The sequence below is a fragment of the Roseburia sp. OM04-10BH genome (genome assembly GCF_003462605.1).
GTDB lineage: Bacteria > Bacillota > Clostridia > Lachnospirales > Lachnospiraceae > Roseburia_C > Roseburia_C amylophila.
This window is the reverse complement of record NZ_QTZI01000014.1, coordinates 45,335-67,825: the sequence shown is the minus strand read 5'-3', so window position 1 is coordinate 67,825 and position 22,491 is coordinate 45,335. Positions and strand designations below refer to the sequence as shown.

19 protein-coding genes and 1 pseudogene are annotated in these 22,491 nt (G+C 38.7%); 19 read left to right on the top strand and 1 reads right to left on the bottom strand.

All coding sequences use genetic code 11. From position 1 onward, the window contains the following. The first annotated feature begins 2 nt into the window (after window positions 1–2). The 8 genes from DXB43_RS13075 (at window position 3) to DXB43_RS13045 (ending at window position 11,021) form a co-directional block, all read left to right on the top strand. Complete coding sequence (locus DXB43_RS13075; protein ID WP_158564725.1) at window positions 3–884, top strand: DUF4007 family protein; 882 nt, start codon at window positions 3–5, stop codon at window positions 882–884. Window positions 885–898: 14 nt separating this feature from the next. Beyond that, complete coding sequence (locus DXB43_RS13070) at window positions 899–4,462, top strand: hypothetical protein (protein WP_117947770.1); 3,564 nt, start codon at window positions 899–901, stop codon at window positions 4,460–4,462. A 15-nt stretch (window positions 4,463–4,477) separates the two neighbouring features. Further along, window positions 4,478–5,641: an aminotransferase class V-fold PLP-dependent enzyme gene (locus DXB43_RS13065; RefSeq protein WP_117947769.1), complete on the top strand. Its 1,164-nt coding sequence runs from the start codon at window positions 4,478–4,480 to the stop codon at window positions 5,639–5,641. A 10-nt stretch (window positions 5,642–5,651) separates the two neighbouring features. Beyond that, complete coding sequence (locus tag DXB43_RS13060) at window positions 5,652–7,382, top strand: DEAD/DEAH box helicase (RefSeq protein WP_117698005.1); 1,731 nt, start codon at window positions 5,652–5,654, stop codon at window positions 7,380–7,382. Between the two features lie 11 nt (window positions 7,383–7,393). After that, window positions 7,394–9,193, top strand: coding sequence for an ATP-binding protein (locus DXB43_RS13055; protein ID WP_117698006.1), 1,800 nt, complete (start codon window positions 7,394–7,396; stop codon window positions 9,191–9,193). Window positions 9,194–9,204: 11 nt separating this feature from the next. Further along, entirely contained in the window at window positions 9,205–10,119 is a 915-nt protein-coding gene (locus DXB43_RS13050; protein WP_158552028.1) for a phospholipase D-like domain-containing protein, read from the top strand. A gap of 271 nt (window positions 10,120–10,390) precedes the next feature. Beyond that, window positions 10,391–10,624 (top strand): hypothetical protein, encoded by a 234-nt coding sequence (locus DXB43_RS15170; protein WP_118540901.1) that lies wholly within the window; start codon window positions 10,391–10,393, stop codon window positions 10,622–10,624. Then, a complete protein-coding gene (locus DXB43_RS13045; RefSeq protein WP_199534303.1) occupies window positions 10,542–11,021 on the top strand; it encodes a hypothetical protein in 480 nt (159 codons plus the stop codon). Before DXB43_RS15170 ends, DXB43_RS13045 begins: the two co-directional genes overlap by 83 nt. Before the next feature lie 74 nt (window positions 11,022–11,095). On the opposite strand, the pseudogene DXB43_RS15940 reads toward DXB43_RS13045, so the two are convergent. Further along, window positions 11,096–11,278 (bottom strand): annotated as a pseudogene (locus DXB43_RS15940) (IS481 family transposase); the annotation flags it as partial. A gap of 330 nt (window positions 11,279–11,608) precedes the next feature. Here DXB43_RS15940 and DXB43_RS13035 point away from each other — a divergent pair. From DXB43_RS13035 to thyA, 11 genes are all read left to right on the top strand, one after another. Beyond that, window positions 11,609–12,346: a DUF6577 family protein gene (locus tag DXB43_RS13035; protein ID WP_117698008.1), complete on the top strand. Its 738-nt coding sequence runs from the start codon at window positions 11,609–11,611 to the stop codon at window positions 12,344–12,346. A 6-nt stretch (window positions 12,347–12,352) separates the two neighbouring features. Beyond that, window positions 12,353–13,369: a nucleotidyl transferase AbiEii/AbiGii toxin family protein gene (locus tag DXB43_RS13030; protein WP_117947768.1), complete on the top strand. Its 1,017-nt coding sequence runs from the start codon at window positions 12,353–12,355 to the stop codon at window positions 13,367–13,369. A gap of 127 nt (window positions 13,370–13,496) precedes the next feature. Further along, window positions 13,497–14,057 carry an RNA polymerase sigma factor gene (locus tag DXB43_RS13025; protein ID WP_022243687.1) on the top strand — a complete coding sequence of 187 codons (561 nt, stop codon included), beginning with the start codon at window positions 13,497–13,499 and terminating at the stop codon, window positions 14,055–14,057. Next, the gene (locus DXB43_RS13020) at window positions 14,054–14,746 is read left to right on the top strand and encodes a hypothetical protein (protein WP_117947767.1); all 693 of its coding nucleotides are present in this window, start codon (window positions 14,054–14,056) and stop codon (window positions 14,744–14,746) included. The genes DXB43_RS13025 and DXB43_RS13020 overlap by 4 nt, the downstream gene beginning before the upstream one ends. Before the next feature lie 319 nt (window positions 14,747–15,065). Beyond that, window positions 15,066–15,500: a hypothetical protein gene (locus DXB43_RS13010; RefSeq protein WP_227710007.1), complete on the top strand. Its 435-nt coding sequence runs from the start codon at window positions 15,066–15,068 to the stop codon at window positions 15,498–15,500. Between the two features lie 435 nt (window positions 15,501–15,935). Next, on the top strand, window positions 15,936–17,297 hold the full coding sequence (locus DXB43_RS13005) for an MATE family efflux transporter (protein WP_117947766.1): 1,362 nt from the start codon (window positions 15,936–15,938) through the stop codon (window positions 17,295–17,297). Between the two features lie 53 nt (window positions 17,298–17,350). After that, window positions 17,351–17,836: an NUDIX hydrolase gene (locus tag DXB43_RS13000; protein WP_117947765.1), complete on the top strand. Its 486-nt coding sequence runs from the start codon at window positions 17,351–17,353 to the stop codon at window positions 17,834–17,836. Window positions 17,837–18,102: 266 nt separating this feature from the next. Further along, window positions 18,103–19,128 (top strand): phosphoribosylformylglycinamidine cyclo-ligase, encoded by a 1,026-nt coding sequence (gene purM / locus DXB43_RS12995; protein ID WP_022243386.1) that lies wholly within the window; start codon window positions 18,103–18,105, stop codon window positions 19,126–19,128. Further along, window positions 19,122–19,760: a phosphoribosylglycinamide formyltransferase gene (gene purN / locus DXB43_RS12990; protein WP_022243387.1), complete on the top strand. Its 639-nt coding sequence runs from the start codon at window positions 19,122–19,124 to the stop codon at window positions 19,758–19,760. The genes purM and purN overlap by 7 nt, the downstream gene beginning before the upstream one ends. A 67-nt stretch (window positions 19,761–19,827) precedes the next feature. Continuing rightward, entirely contained in the window at window positions 19,828–21,102 is a 1,275-nt protein-coding gene (gene purD, locus DXB43_RS12985; RefSeq protein ID WP_117947764.1) for a phosphoribosylamine--glycine ligase, read from the top strand. Window positions 21,103–21,631: 529 nt separating this feature from the next. After that, entirely contained in the window at window positions 21,632–22,480 is an 849-nt protein-coding gene (gene thyA, locus DXB43_RS12980) for a thymidylate synthase (RefSeq protein ID WP_117698015.1), read from the top strand. Window positions 22,481–22,491 lie beyond the last annotated feature (11 nt).

Here is a 22,491-nt window from a genome sequence, read left to right as displayed (position 1 = left end):
GAATGGGAGCAATGATAAAAAAGATTCGACTGAAAGGTCATGAGACATTTATATTGCGGGAAGGCTGGCTGACAAAGGGACTGGCAGCAGCAGAAAAGGATGGAACGGTATTCAGTAAAAACTCCGGGGCAGATGCTTTGGGAGTCGGAACCAATATGGCAAAGGCAATCCGTTACTGGATGCAGTCGGCCGGATTCATTGGAAAAACTGAAAACAGGGCAGCCGTAAAACTGGAATTACTTGGTCAATTAGTATATCAGAAGGACCCGTATTTTGAGGATGATTTTTCCTATTGGCTGGTACATATGAATCTGGTGACAAATGCCGAGGCAGTTACAAGCTGGTATCTTTTCTTTAATACGCTGCAGGCAGAAGAATTTACAAGAACAGAACTGGAAGATTATATGATGCGGGAATATGCAGTGGAAACGGGACGGACAGAGATACCAAGACGTTCGCTGGCAGATGATTGCAGTGCCATACTCCGGATGTATAGCAGGGATCATGTGGAGGATTACGACCCGGAGGATAAGAGCATCAGTCCTTTTGCACACCTTGGATTATTAAAGCTGGATGGTGGGAAATACCGGAAGAGCCAGCCGAATTTAAAACGGCTCAGCCCATTTGCAGTCTGGTATCTTATCGAAAAGATGTGGGAAGAAAATAAAACGAATAGCATCAGTATTGCAAGCCTTTTGGAGGATGCAAAAGGTCCGGGAAAAGTCCTGCAGCTAAAACGGGCTGCATTGAATGAATATCTGGATAAACTGGATAACTATGGCTATATCCGGCTGAACCGGACGGCGGGGCTGGATATGGTATACAAAAACGAAGAGAAAAAATGGGGACCGTATGAAGTTGCGGAACTATATTATGAAAAATAAAGGGAACGATGAAGATGAAGAGACTGAAAGATTTCGTTGAGATAGATAAAAGATTTCAAAATTCCATAAATTTACAACTGGATTTGCAGGATGATACCAAGCTGGAAAGTTATATTCCAACCAAATCATCTTTATTAATTCTGCAAAAATATCTGAAATCAGTAATGGGACAGGAAAAGGAAAAAGCAACGATTCTGATTGGACCTTATGGAAAAGGAAAATCACATTTACTGCTGGTATTGTTGCAGATTCTTTCTGCACCGGAAAATGAAAAGGTAAATGACCTGGTTCAAAGAATCAGCAAATTAGATGCAGAAACAGCAGAATTGATAGAGCAGTATAAGAATCAGAAGAAAAAATTCCTTCCGGTTATTGTATCCAGCTCAATTATGAATCTTTCGGATGCCTTCGTCTTAGGACTGACAGAAGCATTGCAGTATGCAGGACTTAGCGACATTGTTCCGGACAGCTATTATAAGGAAGCAGAAAAGGCAGCGGATAACTGGATGGAAAATTATCCCAAGACTTATCAGAAGTTTGCAGAACTGATGCATTCAGAGCATGGTCGCTCCATTGAGCAGTGGAGAAAACAGATGGATAAAATGCAGGAAGATGCCTTAGAAGCATTCCGGGAAATTTATCCGAAAGTGACTTCCGGCAGCCAGTTCCAGCCGATTGTAAATATTGAAACCATGAAGGTCTATGAGGGCATCAATCGTATTTTATGTGAAAAATACGGTTATGCAGGCATTTTCCTTGTATTCGATGAGTTCAGCAAATATGTGGAAGGTCATGAAGAGGCAACCTTTGCAAGAGATATGAAGGTATTGCAGGACATGTGTGAGCTGGCAAATTCCGGCAAAGAGGAAATTCATATCGTATGTGTTGCCCACAAGAGTATTAAGGAATATGGACATCAGTTATCAAAAAATATAAAGGATGCTTTTGATGGAGTAGAAGGAAGATTAAAAGAAGTCCGGTTCGTAGTATCTGCGAAGAATAATTTTGAACTGGTGATGGACGCCATTCATAAGGATATAGAGGAATGCAGACGTGTGGCAGCAAAAAATGCAGAGTGGAAAAAGGTGTTAGAAGATACCTATCAACTGCCTTGCATTTCTGCACTTTTTGAACAGGAAGAGTATGACACAGTAGTAAAGGAAGGCTGTTTTCCTTTGCTGCCGCTTACCGTTTATCTGTTATTAGGAGTCAGCGAAAAAGTGGCACAGAATGAACGCAGCGTGTTTACGTTTCTTGCAAATAATGAGCCGGGTTCACTGGTACGCCTGATTGAAGAAGATGAAAAGGAAGCCCATGGAATCGGTGCGGCAGTCGTTTATGATTATTTTTCCAGATTATTCCGGGAAAATACAGACCTTATCCATATTCATGCGGAATGGCTGAAAGCAGAGTATGCCCTTGGAAAGGCAGAGTATGAGGAAGAAAAAAACATTATCAAAGTAATGGCATTGCTTAAGATGATGGGAAATGAAGAAGAACTTCCGGTAAACGATGAAAGCATCTATCTGGCAAGCGGACTGGAATATGGAATTGTAAAAGAAAAATTAGAACAGTTAAAAGAAGCACAATTAATACAGTGGAGAAACCGGACTGCTTCTTATGATTTTAAAAATAATGTCGGTGTAGATATCGAAAAAAAGATTCAGGAAGAAATACAGAAACAGAAAAAAGTAAATATCGAAAAAGTGTTAGGTGAAATTGCAGAATTAGATTATGTCCTGCCAAAGCAGTATAATCAGGAATTCACCATGACCAGATATTTTCATTATGAATATAAAAAGTTAGAGCAGTTTCTTGCATTAAAGAAGGCAGAATATCTTTTTGAAGAGAAACCCGCAGACGGAAAGATTATCGCATTGACGGATGCAGATAAGACAACAGATATGGAAAAAGTCCAGCAGCATCTGAAGGAGTTAAAGGACGAGCGAATCGTAGTCCTCATTCCGCGAGAACCGTTAATGGAAGAAGAAAATATCCGGCGTCTGATAGCAGTTCGGCAGTTAAAAGAAGATAAGACATTTTTAGAAGAAAATGCAGTATTGCAGCAGGAATTGCAGCTATATGAAGAAGATTTGATTTATGAAATCAATGCGGCATTAGAAAAGCGTTATCTTCCGGAAAATGGAAACTGCACAGTATTATGTGGAATTGTATCCCGGAACAAGAGTAAATCAGTAGGTGAATTTAATCGTACGCTCAGTAGAATCTGTGAGGAATATTATAATCTGACTCCGAAAATTAATAATGAAATGATTAACCGCAGAAAGGTGTCGTCCCAGACAAAACGTGCCAGAAGAACCATTGTAGATGCTGTTTTAAATGGAAAAGAAATGGCGCAGTGGGAGAACGGTTCGGCGGCAGAAGCAACCATTTACCGGGCAACCTTACGGGTACTGGATGAAGGAAGAGCAGAAGAGGGAAGCCAGCAGGTATTACAGGAAATCATGGAATATATCAACCGCTGTGCCGGGAAAAAACACAGTTTTTCCGAACTTTATGAAAGTCTTTCCGGAAAAGGCTATGGAGTAAGAGAAGGTATCATTCCAATTTATATCGCAAGGCAGATTGCGGAACTTGAGGATACACCGGTCATTCTTTTGCAGGAGCGTGAGGTGGAGATTACGCCGGAAATATTTGACAACATAGAAGAACATCCGGAGAATTACAGCCTCTATGTGGAAAAGGAAACGGTAAATAAAGAGAAGTATATTAAGCAGTTAGAAGAAATTTTTTGCGGACAGGATACCTATCAGAGTATTGGAAAACGAAACCGGCTTTATGAACTGGTACGAGCAATGCAACGGTGGTACAGAAGTCTGCCGCAGATTGCTGTTTCCTTTCAGACCTGCCCGGAAGGCATGGATGAGGAAGCTTATGTATTTATCAAGGGGCTTCGTAAGATTCTTAAAAATATGGAGCCGAACCCAAGGGAAATGCTGTTTGAACAGCTTCCGGGACTGGTAGAGAAAAAGAATTTAAAGGAAACGACACGGCAAATCAAAGAGGGAAAAGAATATTTAGATACCTTCCTTTTTAAGAAAAATGAGCAGGCAATAGAGGTCACAAAGAAAATCTATGGCGCAGCAAAAGAAGACAGTCTTTCTGGCGTTTTAAAGGCATGGTATGAGGAACAGGGGAAGGCGGCAAAGAGTTTTCTGGCCAGCAATCAGGTGACGGCATTGATGGGCTATTTATCCAGAATGCAGACCCACAATGAACAGGAAATTGTAGAACATCTTTCCAAGGCAGTCCTTGATATTTATATGGAAGACTGGCGGGATGAGTCCTTGAAGCAGTATGAAGAAGAGCTTGCCCGGTTAAAGGCAGAGATTGAACACATCGGAATGGAACAGAGTGAGTCCGGCAGCAGGCAGATGATAGAATTTACCGGAAGTGATGGAAAAAAGGTAAAGAAATTCTATGAAGCAGAGGATGACAGCACCAGTTATTTTCTGAAAAATGCCATGGAAGAAGCTATGGAGGAATTCGGAGACAGTCTGGAAGTGAACCAGAAGGTAGCAGTACTGGTTCAGATGATAGAGAAACTGACGAAGTAGCAAGGAGTTGTAGTTATGAATACAGAAGAAATTATTTATCTTGACAATGCGGCAACAACATATCCAAAACCGGAAGTAGTATATACGGAAATGGACCGGGTCAACCGCAGCCTTGCATTTAATGCAGGGAGGGGTTCCTATGCCCTTGCAAAAGAGGCGGATGAAATTATCGCGGAAACAAGAGAATCACTGCTTGATTTAGTACATGCAAAAGAACAGGCAGAGGTGGTTTTATCTGCCTCTGCTACTGTTGCTTTCAATCAGATCATTGGCGGAATGGACTGGAAGGAAACGGATGTGGTTTATGTCAGCCCTTACGAACATAATGCGGTGGTTCGCCCACTGGATTTATGGAAAGAGCGGATTGGGTTTACCACAATAGAGCTTCCTTTGGAAAAAGAATCCTTAAAAATTGATTTGGAAAAAATGGAATATCTTTTTACGGAGCAGCCGCCAACTCATATCTTTCTGTCACAGGTCAGCAATGTGACAGGTTATATACTCCCCATCGAAGAAATATGCAAAATTGCAAAGAAATATGATGCAATCACAGTAATCGATGCATCCCAGTCCCTTGGGCTGACAGAGCTTGATATGCGAAAAGTTCCGGCAGATATTGTAGCATTTGCCGGTCATAAAAATCTGTATGGTCCATTCGGAACAGGAGGATTTTTCTTAAGACATGGCATAAAGCTGAAAGTTTTTCTGGCAGGAGGAACCGGCAGTGATTCCCTGAATCCGAAGATGCCATTGGAAAGCCCGGCACGTTATGAGGCAGCCAGCCCCAATATTGTAGCAATAGCAGGACTTTGGGCAGCCCTCATGGAGATAAAGGCAGCCGGAACGAAAGGCTGGCTGGCGCATGAACAACAGTTGACTGATAAATTAATTGCGCAGTTAAAACGGATTCCAGGTGTGAAATTATATGGAGATTTCGGGCAGGACAAAGTCGGAATTGTTCCTTTCCATATCCGGGGCTATCAGGCGTCCGAGGTGGGATTGCTTTTGGACACAGACTATGGAATTGCCGTAAGAACTGGATATCACTGTGCACCACTGATACATAAGCATTTAAAGGATGAAGCTTCCGGCGGCGTCGTCCGGATCGGAATCGGAAGATATACCACGGAGAAAGAGATAGATACACTGGTTGCCGCAGTAGAGGAACTGGCGGAGTAGGAGGAAGAAGATGGAGAATGAAGTTATGAGATCTCATATGATGAAATTTTCCTTGGAAGATTTAAAAAGTTTTCTTGGAGAAGATATTGTGGAATCTTTACTTGAATGGAATACAGGAAGTGAAGCTCTGCTTACGAAGAAAAGATTGGTTGATATGATCATGTGCATTTATGGGGTGAATATTTTAAAGAGTAAGGAATTCAGACATCATATTTTGAGTACCTTTCAAAAAGAAGATATTCTGGATTTTCGTGTGGAATTGCCTGAAAAATATAGAACCTGTGAGAATCCGGAATTGATTATAGATGTAGTAGCGAAGAAAAACTGGCGTGAAAGTCAGATAAATAATCATGTACTTCATTTGTTGAACTATTCGGAAAAAGATATTTTTCAGGAACAAAGTGTAGAGGAAGTTTCATCTGAAAAAATTGCATCATATGATAAGTTTTATGAATTGTTGGATTATCAATATATTATTCGCCAGAGAGCACTGAATATACTGACTTCAGAATATAAGCAAAGACGTTTTTTAATACATATGCCGACCGGAACGGGGAAAACCAAGACGGCAACTCATATTATATGTCATCACTATAATTATAATTTAAAGAAACAGGGATTGATTGTCTGGATAGCACATACCACAGAATTGTTGCAGCAGGCATATGACACATTTGTTAATGTTTGGAAGAACATAGGAAATGGAGAAATTTCAACGTATAAACTTTGGGGAGAACATAATATAGAAGCTATTCCAGAAGATATGTCTGGTTTTATGGTCTGTGGAATACAAAAATTGCAGTCTATGAAGGAAAATCAACCGGACAAATTTCAGAAGCTTGTAAATGCTACCAGATTAGTTGTATATGATGAGGCACATAAAGCAGCAGCTCAGGAGACAAGAAATGTAATTGAACATTTTATGCGTAGAACGGGAGAAATGAAGGATTGTGCGTTGATGGGATTATCGGCAACGCCGGGCAGAACAACAGAAATGAGTTTTGAAAATGATTTGTTAGCATCGACGTTTGGAAACAAAATCATATCCATTGATACGAAAGTTATGAATGAAGTGAATTTGTCCAGACAGGAAGCACTCAATGCAGAGGTGGAAAAAGATATTATCCGTTATTTTCAAAACAGAGGTGTGCTGGCAAAGATAAAGAAGAAAGAGCTTACATATGCAGAAAAATTAACAGATGAAGAACTGTCAAAGATAAAAGTAATAGCCACGAAGAATGGTTATTCCGATTTCTCGCCTGCAGCACTTAATGTGATTGGAAAAAATAAGAGCAGAAATTTGCGGATTATGCAGGAATTAAGAGCACTAAATCAATCACAGACACCTACAATCGTTTTTGCGTGTTCTGTAAAACATGGACAATTACTTTCTTCCATGCTTACTCTGGAAGATATACCTAATGCATTGGTAATAGGAGAGATGTCAGCAACTGAGAGAAGGGAAGCAATCCGGAAGTTTAAAGATACAAAAAATGATATGAATATTCTGATTAATTATGAAGTGCTGACAACAGGGTTTGATGCAACAAACATTGAATGTGTTTTTATTGCAAGGCCAACACAATCAGTAGTTCTATATAGTCAGATGTTAGGGCGCGGACTTCGTGGACCACAGATGGGCGGAAAAAAGGAATGTTTATTAATAGATGTAAAAGACAATTTGAATCAGTTTAATGAAAATATGGCATTTTCACACTTTAATAATTATTGGAATGCATAGGAGGAAAAGTTATGGCAAAAGACATATTTGTAATTCAGACAATGGGAGATGCACTGAGAAATACGGGTTATAAAAATATTGAATGTGCAATGGCAGAAATTATTGATAACTCTATTCAGGCAGAGGCAAAAGATATTTTAATAATTGTATCAGAAGAATATAATCCCGAAACAGGAAGAAATAATATCAAAGAAATCGGATTTCTGGATAATGGAAAAGGAATGGAGCAGTTAGAACTGGAAAGCTGTCTTGGAATTGGATATTCCACAAGAACTGACAGAAAAGGAATGGGAAGATTTGGAGTTGGTTTGCCGCAGGCTTCTTTATATGCATGCCCATCAGTTGATGTGTACTCCTGGCAGAATGGATATGATAATTGCAAGAAAGTATTTTTGGATATAAATAAAGTAAAGGATGGAGCGCAGACCGTATTGGAAGATCCGGTGCAAAGTGAGATTCCTTCAAAATACAAGAAGTATTTAACCTATAAAATGCAGGGGCAGAATGATGCTGTAAAAGAATACAATTTTATGGAGAGTGGCACATTTGTATTGTGGAAAAACTGTGATAGAGTAGTGCCTAAAACAGTATCATTTCTGTTTAAAAAATTGGAATTTGCATTAGGACAAAAGTTCAGATATTTTATTCATGATGGAATCTGTAATATCAGTTTAATTCATCATGAAAATCAGGATAATTCAAAAAGAATAATGCCAAATGATCCGCTGTTTCTCATGAAACCAAATTATGTATTGGGAAATCCTGCAACACCGGAAAATATCTGTCCAGGCGATAATATAAATTACACAGAAAGTATTTTTGAACCTTATACAGATGAGAAGCATACAGATGGAGTTATTTATTTTCCTATTCAATATATTGATAAGATAACAGGAGAAACAAAGGAACACAACATTGAAATTCGTTTTTCAAAAGTAAAAAAGGAATTTTATGACAAGACAGCAGTAGCAGGAGATCCGGGTGGAAAGCCATTAGGAAGCTATGTAAAAAAATTGGAAGGAATATCAATTGTACGGGCAAATAGAGAAATTGATTTTGGACAGTTCGATTTTTATGAAAATATTAATCAGCCGCAACATAGGTGGTGGGGCTGCGAAATTAAATTTGATCCTGTTCTGGATGAAGCGTTTGGAGTGGCAAATAACAAGCAGTTTGTCGAATTGAGAAAGATAGATAAAGATGATTATTTGGATGAGCCTGTAAAACCGGTATGGGTACAGTTGTATAGCATAATTCATCCTACAATAGAACGGATGTATAAAGAAAATAAGAAGACCAGAGAAAATGCAAGGTCTTCAAAGGATATAGATTCTCCGACAACGAAAATAATAAATAAAGTAGAAGAAAGTGAAATACCGAATGAGGAAAGTGAATCCGCAGAGGTAAGAAGAACTACTTCCAAAGAGGAATTATACGAAAAGAGCAAACAACAGTTAGAAGAGAGAGGGGTTATAGATCCTCAGCAGGAAGAAATCGTAAATAATCTTAAAAATCAGGTTAATATAGACTATCAGAATATGGGAAAACTGGCAGCTTTATTTGACTATTCATTTGGTTTGGGAAACTGTTATGTAAAGTTTAATATGGATCATATTTTTTATAAGACATTTCTTGAAGATTTGATAAAATCAAATGATGCAAAGGTTGCATTTGAACTTTTTGTGGCATCCTTAGTTAAGGCAATTGATGAGACTAATCGCAGACAGGAAGATGAGAATGATAATCTTATTGCTACATGGAATGAAAAATTAAGAAAATATATCAATGCACAACATGGAAGTTTGAAATAGCAGGTGATAACGTGAGTATCTTAATATCTGATGAAATAAAGAAATGTATCTATAAGGAATTACAAAGTTGTCATCAATCCATTGTAGTTATTACTGCGTTCTGCAAGCAAAATGCACTTGAGTTTATGCAGAAAAATTGTAATGAGACAATAAAGGATAAGACGTTAATTGTGCGTTTTCAATTAAAAGATATTATTAATGGTGCAACTGATTTGCAAATTTATGAGTATTGTAAATCACATGAATGGAAAATGTATGCTTATTTTGATTTGCATGCAAAAATGTATATATTTGATGATAAGAATGGAGTGATAGGAAGCGCAAATTTAACAAATAAAGGAATACTGCTGGAAGAAGGCGGTAATCTTGAAATGGCTGAAAAATGTGAAGTGGATGAAACAGATATACAAAGAGTAAACTGTCTTATAAAAGGCTCCGTGGAAATGGATGACCGAATATATAGTATTATGAAGGCAGAAGCATTAGACAAGATGAAAAATAGAACTTCTTCTGAGTTGGGCTGGTCAAAAAGGATTACCGACTTGTTTCGTCCGGTAGAAAACATGTTATTCGTAAATGATTTTCCGGAATATGATACAGCGAAGGAAAGCTTAGGGCAGAAAATAGAATTTCTGGAAATGAGTAAAGGAGAATCATTAACTGAAATACAGCAAGCATTTTCGTTATGCAGAGCATACCGATGGCTCTTAGAATTATTGCAGAAACATGGTGGTGAAATGTATTTTGGTGAAATTACGGTAGAATTACATAGTGCATTAGTAAATGATCCAAAGCCATATCGAAAAGATGTAAAAGTACTTCTGGCAAGATTGTTAGAGTGGACACAGGAGTTGGAATGCAAAGAAGTCATTGTGGACAGACCGAGGCATTCGCAACGGGTGAGATTGAGCCAGAAAGTGAATTAGAATATTTAAATAGTATTTTTAATAGACTACACATTTTGAATGAATTTTCAAGGTGTGTAGTTTTTTTGGGTCGAAAAATGTAGATGGAATTCATGGAAGTGGAAATCTTTGCCACAATGTTAAGTGGTGAACTTAAATTATTTTTGATTTTGTGCTTGTGTAGCAGGAATGAAGGAACTTCTCTTATATGGTTATTTATGGTATCATATAAGAGAAGTAGTACTATATAATCAGAAAGAAACAAATAACCTTGATTACAGGAGGTATGGCAATGAGAAATTGGATGGATTTAAATGGCGATGGAGAAATAGATAGCTCAGAAATGATGTTTGCAGGAGAAATGCTTTGCACTAGCAGGGAAGAACATGAAGTATTATTTGGAGATGCCGGAGACTTCGAGGATGACGCAAAGGATGATTTGTATGAGAAAGAATTCATTTGGACAGGGACTGGCAATATTCCTTGTAATAATAGGCGTTCTGTTTGTAATAGGTTCCATAGGTGAAGCAAGTGAGCCTAAGTGCATTAAGGCAGGATGTGATAATAAGCAGGCAAGTGGAAGCAGCTATTGTTATTTGCATAAACCATATACGGGAAGCAGTACATCCCATAGCAGTTCATCATATAGCAATAAATCGTCTGGCAGTACTTCTAAGAGCAGTACAAGTAACTCTGGTTCAAGTAGCAGTTACAATAATAAATCAAATTCTACAAACAAGTCATCATATAGCAGTGGTACAAAGAAAAGTACAACGACAAAGAAGAGTACATATGACTCTTATGATGATGGCTATGATGATATCTATATGGATGACGATTATGACTATGACAGATATGACAGAGACAGCGATTATGCAGATGGTGTAGATGATGCAATGGATGAGTATGGAGAAGATTGGTAATGCTGACAAAGTTTTACGGAAAGGAGACCACTATGGAAGAACTTTATTTTACCATCAGGAGTTTTCAGTTAAGAACCAATACTTGAATCACCACACCATACTTCATTTATGTGAGGTCTTTCATAGCGGCGCATATCCTGATTGCTGGTTGTTTTGAGCTTAAGAGCCAGGAGATTAATATATCTGTTAACCGTGGATTCAGATACATCCCCTTTTTTGATGCTTCCGTTTTCATGAAGCTGTCTGTAGATAGCAGAAAGTCTGATGATGTTATCGTTCCAAGCGTACCTAAAACCGGAAAGGCAAGGTAAGTGCTTATGACAGATAAAGAGAAAAGGTACTGGGCATATTTTCTGAATGGAGGGCGATTCATCTTATGGTGGATTGCTCTTTTTGTCGTTTTGCTTGAAAAAGTAAAAAAATTCCAGGTATATTTTTTTGAGAAAAGCAAAATATATTAATGGCACTAAAATAATAATAGTGCCGAAAAAATATTGACAAATATGAAAAGAGATATTACGCTATTCATATATTTCCGGCACTTGGCTGGGTGAAGTGCCGGAAAAATAATTGGAGGTGATATCACGATGACTGAAGAAATTTATTTCAGGGGTGTTCATAATGTGACGGAATTTACGCGCAATGAATTATTCGTCTCTTTTCGTCAGGGAGGATATCAATTAAGTGAAGCTTCGTTCTACAAAAAGGTTGAAGATATGGTCAATGATGGTGAGATAGTAAGGGTGGGACGTAATCATTATTGTTTGCCGAATGATAAGCGGCAGGTGTACCGTCATGACTATTCGGAATTGGCGGAAGAAGTGGCATTGCAACTAGAGGAACAATATCCATATTTGAATTTTACAATATTTGAATTTGTTCAAATGAATGATTTCGTAAATCATTTAGTGGCTCATAATGTTATATTCCTATCAGTAGAATCAGATATTATGGAATTTGTTTTTGATACATTAAAGGAGAAATATCCTGGAAAAGTGCTTATCAATCCAACGGCAGATATCTACCATCAGTATTGGTCGGATAACATGATTGTAATTGTAAAGCTTATAACAGAAGCACCAAAAGGACAGGAAAAATCGTGGCATACAAGATTGGAGAAGCTATTAGTAGACATTATGTCAGAACCGTTACTTCTGGCATCTATAAGTGAGTCAGAATATCCGGGTGTATATATGGATGCTTTTGCAAGATACTATATTGATGAAAATTGTTTGTTTCGATATGCAAATCGAAGAAAGAGCGCAAAGAAAATAAAGAAACTGCTACATGATAAAACGGATATTATATTAAAAACAAAGGAATAGGTGCAAATGCTTTTGAAAGAAAATTTTAGTGAGGAATATATTCGCAGTCTACAAAAGGACAGCAAGAGAGATCCGGTGCTTTTAGAACGTACTGTATATGCTTTTGGACTTCTTGAAGCTTTGGCAAGGGTGAGGATGCCATTTATTTTTAAAGGTGGTACCTGCCTTATGATGCTAATGGATAAGCCACGTCGATTATCTACAGATATTGATATTATTGTGGAACCAGGGACTGATTTGGATGATTACTTAGAAAAAGCATCTGCTATATTTCCATTTCAGATGGTGGAAGAACAGAAGAGAGTCGGAAAAAACAATATAGAAAAGCGGCATTTTAAATTTACTTATGATTCACCAATTAACAATAAACAATTTTATATATTATTGGATGTGCTAGAAGTTGAGACAAAGGAAATAAGAAATGATTTACTACTGACGGAAGAAGAGTATCTAACAGTTAAAATTCCGAGTGCAGATTGTATTCTTGCAGATAAACTGACTGCATTTGCTCCTCATACGACAGGTGTCGAACTTAATAAAGGTAAGGATATGGAAGTAATGAAGCAGCTTTATGACGTGTGTTCTTTAATAGAGGTTTTTAAAGAATGCGATGTTGTAAAGCGTACATATGAACCGATTGCGTTGGCGGAGATTGCATACCGTGGAATAAATGCAACACCAACGGACTGCTTATGGGATAGCTTTGAGTCAGCTTTATGTATTGCGTCACGAGGCAAGGTCGGAGCAGAGGAGTATCCGATATATGTTAAAGGTATACGTGACTTACGTGGACATATTTATGCAGAAAACTATAGTCCGGAAATTGCAGCAGGGAGAGCAACCATGGTTATGTACATGGTAATGTGTTTGTTGACAGATACAGAGTTTGAAAAGGTGAGGGACTTCCGGGAATATGCCAATCATAAATTAGTGCATGAAAAGTTATTGACTCTTCGTTACTTGAAAAAGGCAAATCCAGAGGCCTATGCTTATGTGGTGAAGACTGATGAGATAATGAAATAAAATGATACTTGAAGAATTAATATCAAAAGCTAATCTTTGAATAAATATTTTTTGAATTTAAGTGACTCTTGACACATTTTCCCCGTCTATTAGGGTGAAAGGCCTTAATACAAAGGAGGAGAAGCCTATGGATGATAAACAGATATTAGATTTATATTGGGAGCGCTCCGAAGCTGCTATATCCGAAACTTCAAAAAAATACGGAAAGTATTGCAGATACATAGCCTTTAATATTCTTCACAATGACGAAGACAGCGAGGAATGTGTAAATGATACTTATTTAAGAGCTTGGAACAGCATACCGCCTAACCGTCCATCTGTTCTAAAAACTTTTTTAGGGAAGATTACTCGCAACTTATCTTTGGACAGGTACGAACTGCTCAATGCAAAGAAACGTAATGGCGGGCAAATGCCATTGATTTTTGATGAAATACAAGAGTGCATACCATCGTTGGATAGTACAGAAAACATTGTTGAAGAAATTGCTCTAACGGATATTCTCAACCGCTTTCTTTCTTCCCTGTCATTAGAACAGCGAAAAATCTTTATGAGAAGATATTGGTATTTATCGCCCATTAAAGAAATTGCAACGGAATATGGTATGAGCGAGAGCAAAATCAAGATGTCATTATTTCGTTCAAGGAACGAACTCAAAAAATTGTTAGAGAAAGAAGGTATCTCTGTATGAAAGAAAAGAAACTTTTAAGGGCATTGGGAAATGTCGATAATCAGTATATTAAAGAAGCTGAACCTATGAAAAAAACAAGTAAAATAACTAATCGGCAAAAATGGGTGTCTGTTGCTGCTTGCTTCGTACTCGTTGCTGTGATTGGAGTGGGAGTTTTTCAAAGCAAACTGTTTGGTACAAAAAACGATATTGCCACGCTGGATAGTGGAGAAACAATTACTTTTGTTAAAAATGACTTATCACAATCTTCAATTGACTTAAATGTAACAACAAGACCTTTGAGCGATGCTGAAATTGAAATGCTTTTTGCAGACTTGCCTGTTACCGCAGATGCTTACTTTGATGCTGACAATCATAATATTCTGGGTTTTGAGGGAAAAATTGGTGATACAAGAATGGTAGTTTCTAAACAGGGTGTAAATCTATTAGATACTATCATTGATGGAAATACAATCACTTCAAGTGTAGACGGCGTTGATATCAATGCAGGATATTTCATAACAAAGTCAAATAGTCAAGGTATCAAAACCGTAATATATTATGCAACCTTTGATATGGGAGAGAACACTATTTATGTAGAGTATTCTGGCACTGAAAATGAAAGTGAAACTGTAAAGAACAACTTGGTAGACACAATTTTGCAGTTGATTGAGAACGGTGCATTTGATTTGAGCAAAATCCAAGAATAATCTGCAAATTTGTACGATAAGGCAAAGCTAACAGCATTGCATATTATGGAACGGTGTGCATTGTGCTGCTTGGATTAATGTGGAGTATAGTCATGGAATTGAAGCAGGAATTAAAAGAAGACCTTTTGGGGTTTCCACAGGAACATTGGCTTGTTCCGTGTTCTAATAGTTCGAGATATAACAAGGTGTTTCGTTTTATATGGTTAGTAGGCGTCGTTTTAAGAACGATATTTTTATTAATGATTAAAAGGGGGATGAGTCTTTGATAAAAGTTATATTTTATTTTTTGCTTGTAAGTATAGGAGCAGGTTTGGTGCAGATGAAAATACCGCTGTTTGGTGGTCATGGCAAGCGGTGGGAAGAACAAAATTATGCACAGCGGTTTGGCGGTATCTTTTTTCCGGCATTCATTGCGCTTGTAGTTATCTTTTTATTTAATGAGTATAAGACGGCTCAATTACCCACTTTGAATGAAGAAATGCTGATGAATGGAGCGGAGTATTGTTTGGTAACTGATCTGAATGAGATAGGAGATGCGGATTATGCTTATGAGATAAAAAGCGGAAGCTCACAAGAGGAGATTTGTGGAATTATATCAAGTATATGTATAGACTTAAAAAGGGAAGATGATTTGGTAAATGCCAGATATGAAAACGGAGAATATATTATCATCAGCAATGGCATAACAATAGGACGGGCTGTCATAAATGACAAAGCAACAACAGATTTGTTGAAAATATACTTTTGCGACTAACAGTGGATGAGCGTTTCTGTGTAACTTTAGGCGAGAATATCAAAAAATTTTCGTTCTGTTCACATTAACTGCTATATATTCGTTGAAGAATTTGCTATAAAATAAGTGGTTAAGGATACCTGTTAGCTCATAACACGAAAGGCGATGTTATGTATGCGTATGTAAGCTCAGTAACAATTCTGTCTTTCTGCTAACGACAAGGCTTCCTATGACGTGACGTAGATTATAAAAGATATTAAAGAATGGATTACATCATGGAACGAGTAGTACAATTTTTAAAAGAAGCAAGACAGTCTATGCTTGATGCTTATCCTTCTTTAACTATGGAAAAGTAAGAGGATTGCGTGATGTAATAGATTATCGTACAATGGATTATTATCAAAGAAGATATATGGCAGGAAAGGAACAGCAAACCAACCAAAGTGAAATAAAATTATGAGCAGTAAAGCAGAAAGCAGAAGAAAAAGTATCGGGATGACATCCGGCTCTTTATGGAAGAACATCTTCCTCTTTAGCATACCGTTGATGTGTTCTCAGATATTAGAAGTATTATTTAATTTAAGTGACGTAGCAATTGTAGGAAAATATGCAGGATATATCCCCCTTGGGTCGGTTGGCTCGACCACGCTGTTGGTGTCCTTATTTACCGGCTTCCTGATTGGAATGGGTGGCGGTGTTAATGTAAGGGTAGCGCATAAACTGGGCGTAGGCGATGCGAAGGGAACGGAAGAAACCGTGCACACGGCGGCATTGATTTGTCTGGTGGCAGGACTTATACTGTGCCTGATATGTAATATATTTGCGGAGCCATTTTTAAACATTTTACATACGAAATCAGAGTTTATGGATGGCGCAGTACTATATTTTCGGATCTATGCACTGGGGCTTCCGGCACTTGCAATTTACAATTTTGGAAATGGTGTTTTAAGTGCATCCGGCGAGACGAAGCTTCCACTTATTTATCTGAGCATTGCCGGTGTGTTAAATGTGTTATTAAATCTTTTCTTTGTTATTCAGTGTAATATGGCAACAGGCGGAGTGGCAATTGCCAGCGTTATTGCTCAGTATGTGTCAGCTATTTTGGTGGTTTCTCATCTGTGCCGGAGAAAGGATAGCTGCAGGCTTTACTTATCCAGACTGCGTTTTCATAGGGAAGCGGCGAAAAGTGTGCTGATGCTTGGCGTTCCGGGCGGAATGCAGAATGCAATCTTTGCAATTGCAAATCTTTTTGTGCAGACCGGAGTCAACTCCTTTGATGCGGTTATGGTGTCCGGCAATTCAGCGGCAATCAATGCAGATACGCTGATTTTTAATATTATGATAGCATTTTATACGGCATGCGCCAGTTTCATGGGACAGAATATGGGAGCCGGAAACAGGGAACGCATGATAAAAAGTTACCGCATCAGTTTATTGTATTCGTTTCTGGCAGGTGCAATTTTTGGTGGGCTGCTGGTGGTTTTCGGAAGACAGTTCCTGTCTCTTTTTGCCAGCAAACCGGAGGTAATTGAAGCTGGAATGGAGCGGATTAAGATTATGGGATTTTCCTATGCACTTTCCGCATTTATGGACTGCACGATTGCGGCATCCCGCGGAATTGGAAAGAGCATCGTGCCGACCATTATTGTTATCATGGGCTCCTGCGTATTCCGTGTAATCTGGGTATATACGATCTTTGCATATTTTGGAACCATTGCATCCTTATATCTTTTGTATGCATTTTCCTGGTCGATTACAGCAATTGCCGAGATTATTTATTTCAAAGTATGCTTCCGGAAGCTTCGGATAGCGGCATAGAACCATAGAGTCATGGAAGAAAGTAAAAAAGAAAGCGGAAGAGAGAAAGAAAAATGGAAGAAAGACGTTCGGAAAATACAACGCTTTGCTATATAGAAAAGGAAAATTGCTACCTGATGATGCACCGGGTGAAGAAAAGCCATGATGTAAATAAGGATAAATGGGTTGGTGTTGGCGGTCATTTTGAAGCCGGAGAATCTCCGGAAGAATGCCTGCTTCGGGAAGTAAAAGAAGAAACCGGGCTTACTTTGGATGCCTATCGGCTGCGGGGCGTGGTAACTTTTGATTCCGATGCGTGGCCGACAGAATATATGTTTCTTTATACGGCAGATGAATTCCACGGTACGATGACCGAGTGCAACGAAGGAACACTGGAATGGATGCCAAAGGAAGAAGTATATAATCTGCCTATCTGGGAAGGTGATAAGATATTTTTCAGGCTGTTAGAAGAGAGGGAGAGCTTCTTTTCACTGAAATTATCCTATCAGGGAGATGCTTTGACCCATGCCATATTAGATGGGACAACCCGATTGAAATAAAAGTAAATTATAAGTAGAAATAAGCAACCAGATACCATTAATTAGTAAAACTAATTAGTGGTATTACTATATATAATTGGTTTTTATAAGCAAATGACGTTATAATGTAAGTAGCATTGAGCAGTGCCAGACCTTATAAGCAGTCCGTTGGGCTGCTTATAAGGTCTGATAGGGCGAAAGCCCGTAGTATGGAAATGCGAAGCATTTCCATACTTGCACTGAAAAAATAAAGAGCAAGATAAAGAATAATTTCAGGAGGAAGAACAATGGATTACAAGAACGCAGGCGTGGATATTGAGGCAGGATATAAGTCCGTAGAACTGATGAAGGAGCATGTAAAGAAGACCATGCGTCCAGAGGTTCTTGGAGGACTGGGCGGATTTTCCGGAGCATTTTCATTAGAGAAGATTAAAGAAATGGAAGAACCGGTACTGTTATCCGGAACAGATGGCTGTGGCACGAAAGTAAAGCTCGCCATGATTATGGACAAGCATGATACCATCGGTATTGATGCAGTAGCAATGTGTGTAAATGATATTGCCTGTGCAGGTGGAGAACCATTATTCTTCTTAGATTATATTGCATGTGGTAAGAATTATCCGGAGAAAATTGCAGCCATCGTAAAAGGTGTAGCAGAAGGCTGTCTTCAGTCTGATGCAGCATTAATTGGTGGAGAGACTGCAGAGCATCCGGGTCTGATGGCAGAGGATGAATATGATCTGGCTGGATTTGCAGTAGGTGTATGTGATAAGAAAGATATGATTACCGGCGAGACCCTGGCAGACGGTGATGTTCTGATTGGTATGGCATCAACCGGAGTACATTCCAATGGATTTTCACTGGTTCGTAAAATCTTTACCATGGATAAAGAAACCCTTGATACATACCATGAAGAACTGGGAACTACTTTGGGAGAAGCATTACTTGCACCAACCAGAATTTATGTAAAAGCACTGCGTGCCATCAAAGATGCCGGCATCCGTGTAAAAGCCTGCAGCCATATCACAGGCGGTGGTTTCTATGAAAATGTTCCACGTATGCTTCCGGAAGGAAAACATGCAGTGATTGAAAAGAACAGCTATCCGATTCCGCCAATCTTTACCCTGATGGCAAAAGAGGGAAATGTAGAAGAAAAAATGATGTACAATACCTACAACATGGGACTTGGTATGGTACTCGCAGTTGCACCGGAAGATGTAGATAAAACCATGGAAGCAATCAAATCTGCCGGAGACAAGCCATATGTTGTTGGTAAGATTGAAAACGGAGAAAAGGGTGTTACATTATGCTAAAAGTTGCAGTATTAGTATCCGGTGGTGGAACCAATCTTCAGGCAATTATCGATGCCATGGATAATGGAACCATTACCAATGCAAAGATAGAAGTGGTAATCAGTAATAATCCGAATGCCTATGCCTTAGAGCGTGCAAAAAAACATAATATCAAGGCACTTTGCATTTCTCCAAAATCCTATGAGAACCGGGCGGCATTCAATGCTGATTTCTTAGAAAAATTGAATGAATATAAAGTAGATTTGGTTGTGCTGGCAGGATTTTTGGTGGTAATTCCACCGGAAATGATTGCACAGTACCGCAACCGGATAATCAATATTCATCCATCCCTGATTCCATCTTTCTGTGGAACAGGCTTCTATGGATTAAAAGTCCACGAAGGAGCACTTTCCCGTGGAGTGAAGGTAACAGGAGCTACGGTGCATTTTGTGGATGAAGGAACAGATACCGGTCCAATCATTTTACAGAAAGCAGTTGCAGTTGAAGAGGATGATACGCCGGAGATTCTGCAGCGTCGTGTGATGGAACAGGCAGAGTGGAAAATTATGCCACAGGCAATTGATTTAATTGCCAATGGAAGAGTAAAAGTCGAAGACGGGAAAGTGAAGATTCTTCCAAAAGCAGACCATTAGAATTGAGTAAAAGTAAATAAAGATTAAGTAGAAATGAATGAAAAATAACCGGATTAGGAGGAGCAGCATGAACGTATTAGTAGTTGGAAGCGGCGGAAGAGAGCATGCAATTGTGACAAGCGTAGCAAAGAGCAGCCGTGTAGATAAGATTTATTGTGCACCGGGCAATGCCGGAATCGGACAGCTGGCAGAATGTGTGAACATTGGAGCCATGGAATTTGACAAGCTGGTAGCTTTTGCAAAGGAAAAAGAGATTGATTTTACCATCGTAGGAATGGATGATCCATTGGTTGGTGGAATTGTAGATGTATTTGAAGCAGAAGGATTAAAAGTATTCGGACCGAGAAAGAATGCTGCAATCTTAGAGGGATCCAAAGCATTTTCCAAAGATTTGATGAAGAAATATAACATTCCGACCGCAGGATATGAGACCTTTGATGACCCGAAAAAGGCATTGGAGTATCTGGAAACTGCAAAAATGCCAATCGTATTAAAGGCAGACGGACTGGCACTTGGTAAAGGTGTTCTGATTTGTAACACCTTGGAGGAAGCGAAAGCCGGAGTAAAAGAAATCATGGAAGATAAGAAATTTGGTTCTGCCGGCAACCATATGGTAATAGAAGAGTTCATGACAGGCCGTGAAGTATCCGTGCTTTCTTTCGTAGATGGCAAGACCATTAAGATTATGTCTTCCGCACAGGACCACAAACGTGCCAAAGATGGAGACCAGGGCTTAAATACCGGTGGAATGGGTAACTTCTCTCCAAGTCCTTTCTATACCAAAGAAGTAGATGATTTCTGTAAGAAATATATCTATCAGGCAACCGTAGATGCCATGGCAGCAGAAGGAAGACCATTTGTAGGTGTTATTTTCTTCGGTCTGATGTTGACAGAGGATGGACCAAAGGTATTAGAGTACAATGCCCGTTTTGGTGACCCGGAGGCTCAGGTAGTTCTTCCGAGAATGAAAAATGACATCATTGATGTAATGGAAGCCTGCGTAGACGGTAAATTAGATACCATTGATTTACAGTTTGAAGATAATGCAGCTGTATGCGTTGTTCTTGCATCTGACGGATATCCGGTGGCATATGAAAAAGGATTTGAAATCAAAGGCCTTGAGAACTTTGATGGCAAAGAAGGTTACTACTGTTTCCATGCTGGAACCAAGTTAAATGAGGAAGGAAAAATTGTAACCAACGGAGGCCGTGTACTTGGCATCACAGCCAAGGGAGCTACCTTAAAAGAAGCAAGAGCCAATGCTTATAAGGCAACGGAGTGGGTAGACTTCGATAACAAGTATATGCGCCATGACATTGGAAAATCCATAGATGAAGCATAAAGTTAAAGAATGATTTAACGAATCGACAAAATAGAAAGATAAGAAAAGTATCCGTAAAAAACAGAAAAATTTACGGGTACTTTTTCTATACTTAAAAATGCAATGCAATAAAGAGACGAGAATCAATGACGAATTCTTGAAATTAAAACAAGACATAATAAATTTTGATAAAATAAAAACCAATCATACTACGATAATTCAATTCATATTAGAACAGACCGGTTCATATTGGGATAGACCAATTCTTCCGCCCATCCCCCAGTCCGGCACATTCCCTTCTTCTAAAAAATAATAAAATCAGAAAACAAATTAACATAAATCTTAAAAGAAAGATTTTAAGATTACATAATATATAAAATAATAAAAATTGATAAGACAACTTGCAGAAAAAAAAGAAAATGCACAAGCTGCAATCATAAATTTGTAATGTTAAATTTTCTACTCTTGCGCTTGGTGGGATTATCCGATACAATATTAATTTAGAATATACTCTAAACAGTGAAAAAACTAGCGCAGGAGGTGCCGCAGCATGAGTCTGGCAGATAAAATTTTTATCGATATGTGTCAGGATATATTGGACAACGGGGTAAGTACAGAAGGAGAAAAGGTCCGCCCACATTGGGAGGATGGAACCAGTGCTTATACAATTAAGAAATTTGGTGTGGTAAACAGGTATGATTTATCCAAAGAATTTCCGGCAATTACATTACGAAAGACAGCAATCAAGAGCTGTACCGATGAGATGTTATGGATCTGGCAGTTGAAGTCCAATAATGTCAATGACTTACACAGCCATGTCTGGGATGAATGGGCAGATGAGACAGGCTCCATTGGAAAAGCATATGGCTACCAGATGGGAGTAAAGCATAAATATAAGGAAGGAATGTTTGATCAGGTAGACCGTGTGATTTATGACCTTAAGAACAATCCTTTCAGCAGAAGAATCATGACCAACATATATGTACATCAGGATTTAAGTGAGATGCATCTTTATCCATGCGCATACAGCATGACCTTTAATGTAACCCAGAAGAAGGGGGACGATAAGCTGACTTTGAATGCAATTTTAAATCAGCGTTCCCAGGATATCTTAGCTGCCAATAACTGGAATGTCTGCCAGTATGCAGTACTGATGCATATGTTGGCACAGGTGTGCGATATGCGTGTGGGAGAGTTAGTGCATGTGATTGCAGATGCACATATTTATGACCGGCATATTCCTATTATAAAGGAACTGATTCAAAGACCGACGTATGACGCACCGACATTCTGGCTGAATCCGGATGTAAAGGATTTCTATGAATTTACCAGAAATGATGTACGTCTTGATAATTATGTGACAGGACCACAGATTCAGGATATTCCAATCGCAATATAAAAGGAGCAGGT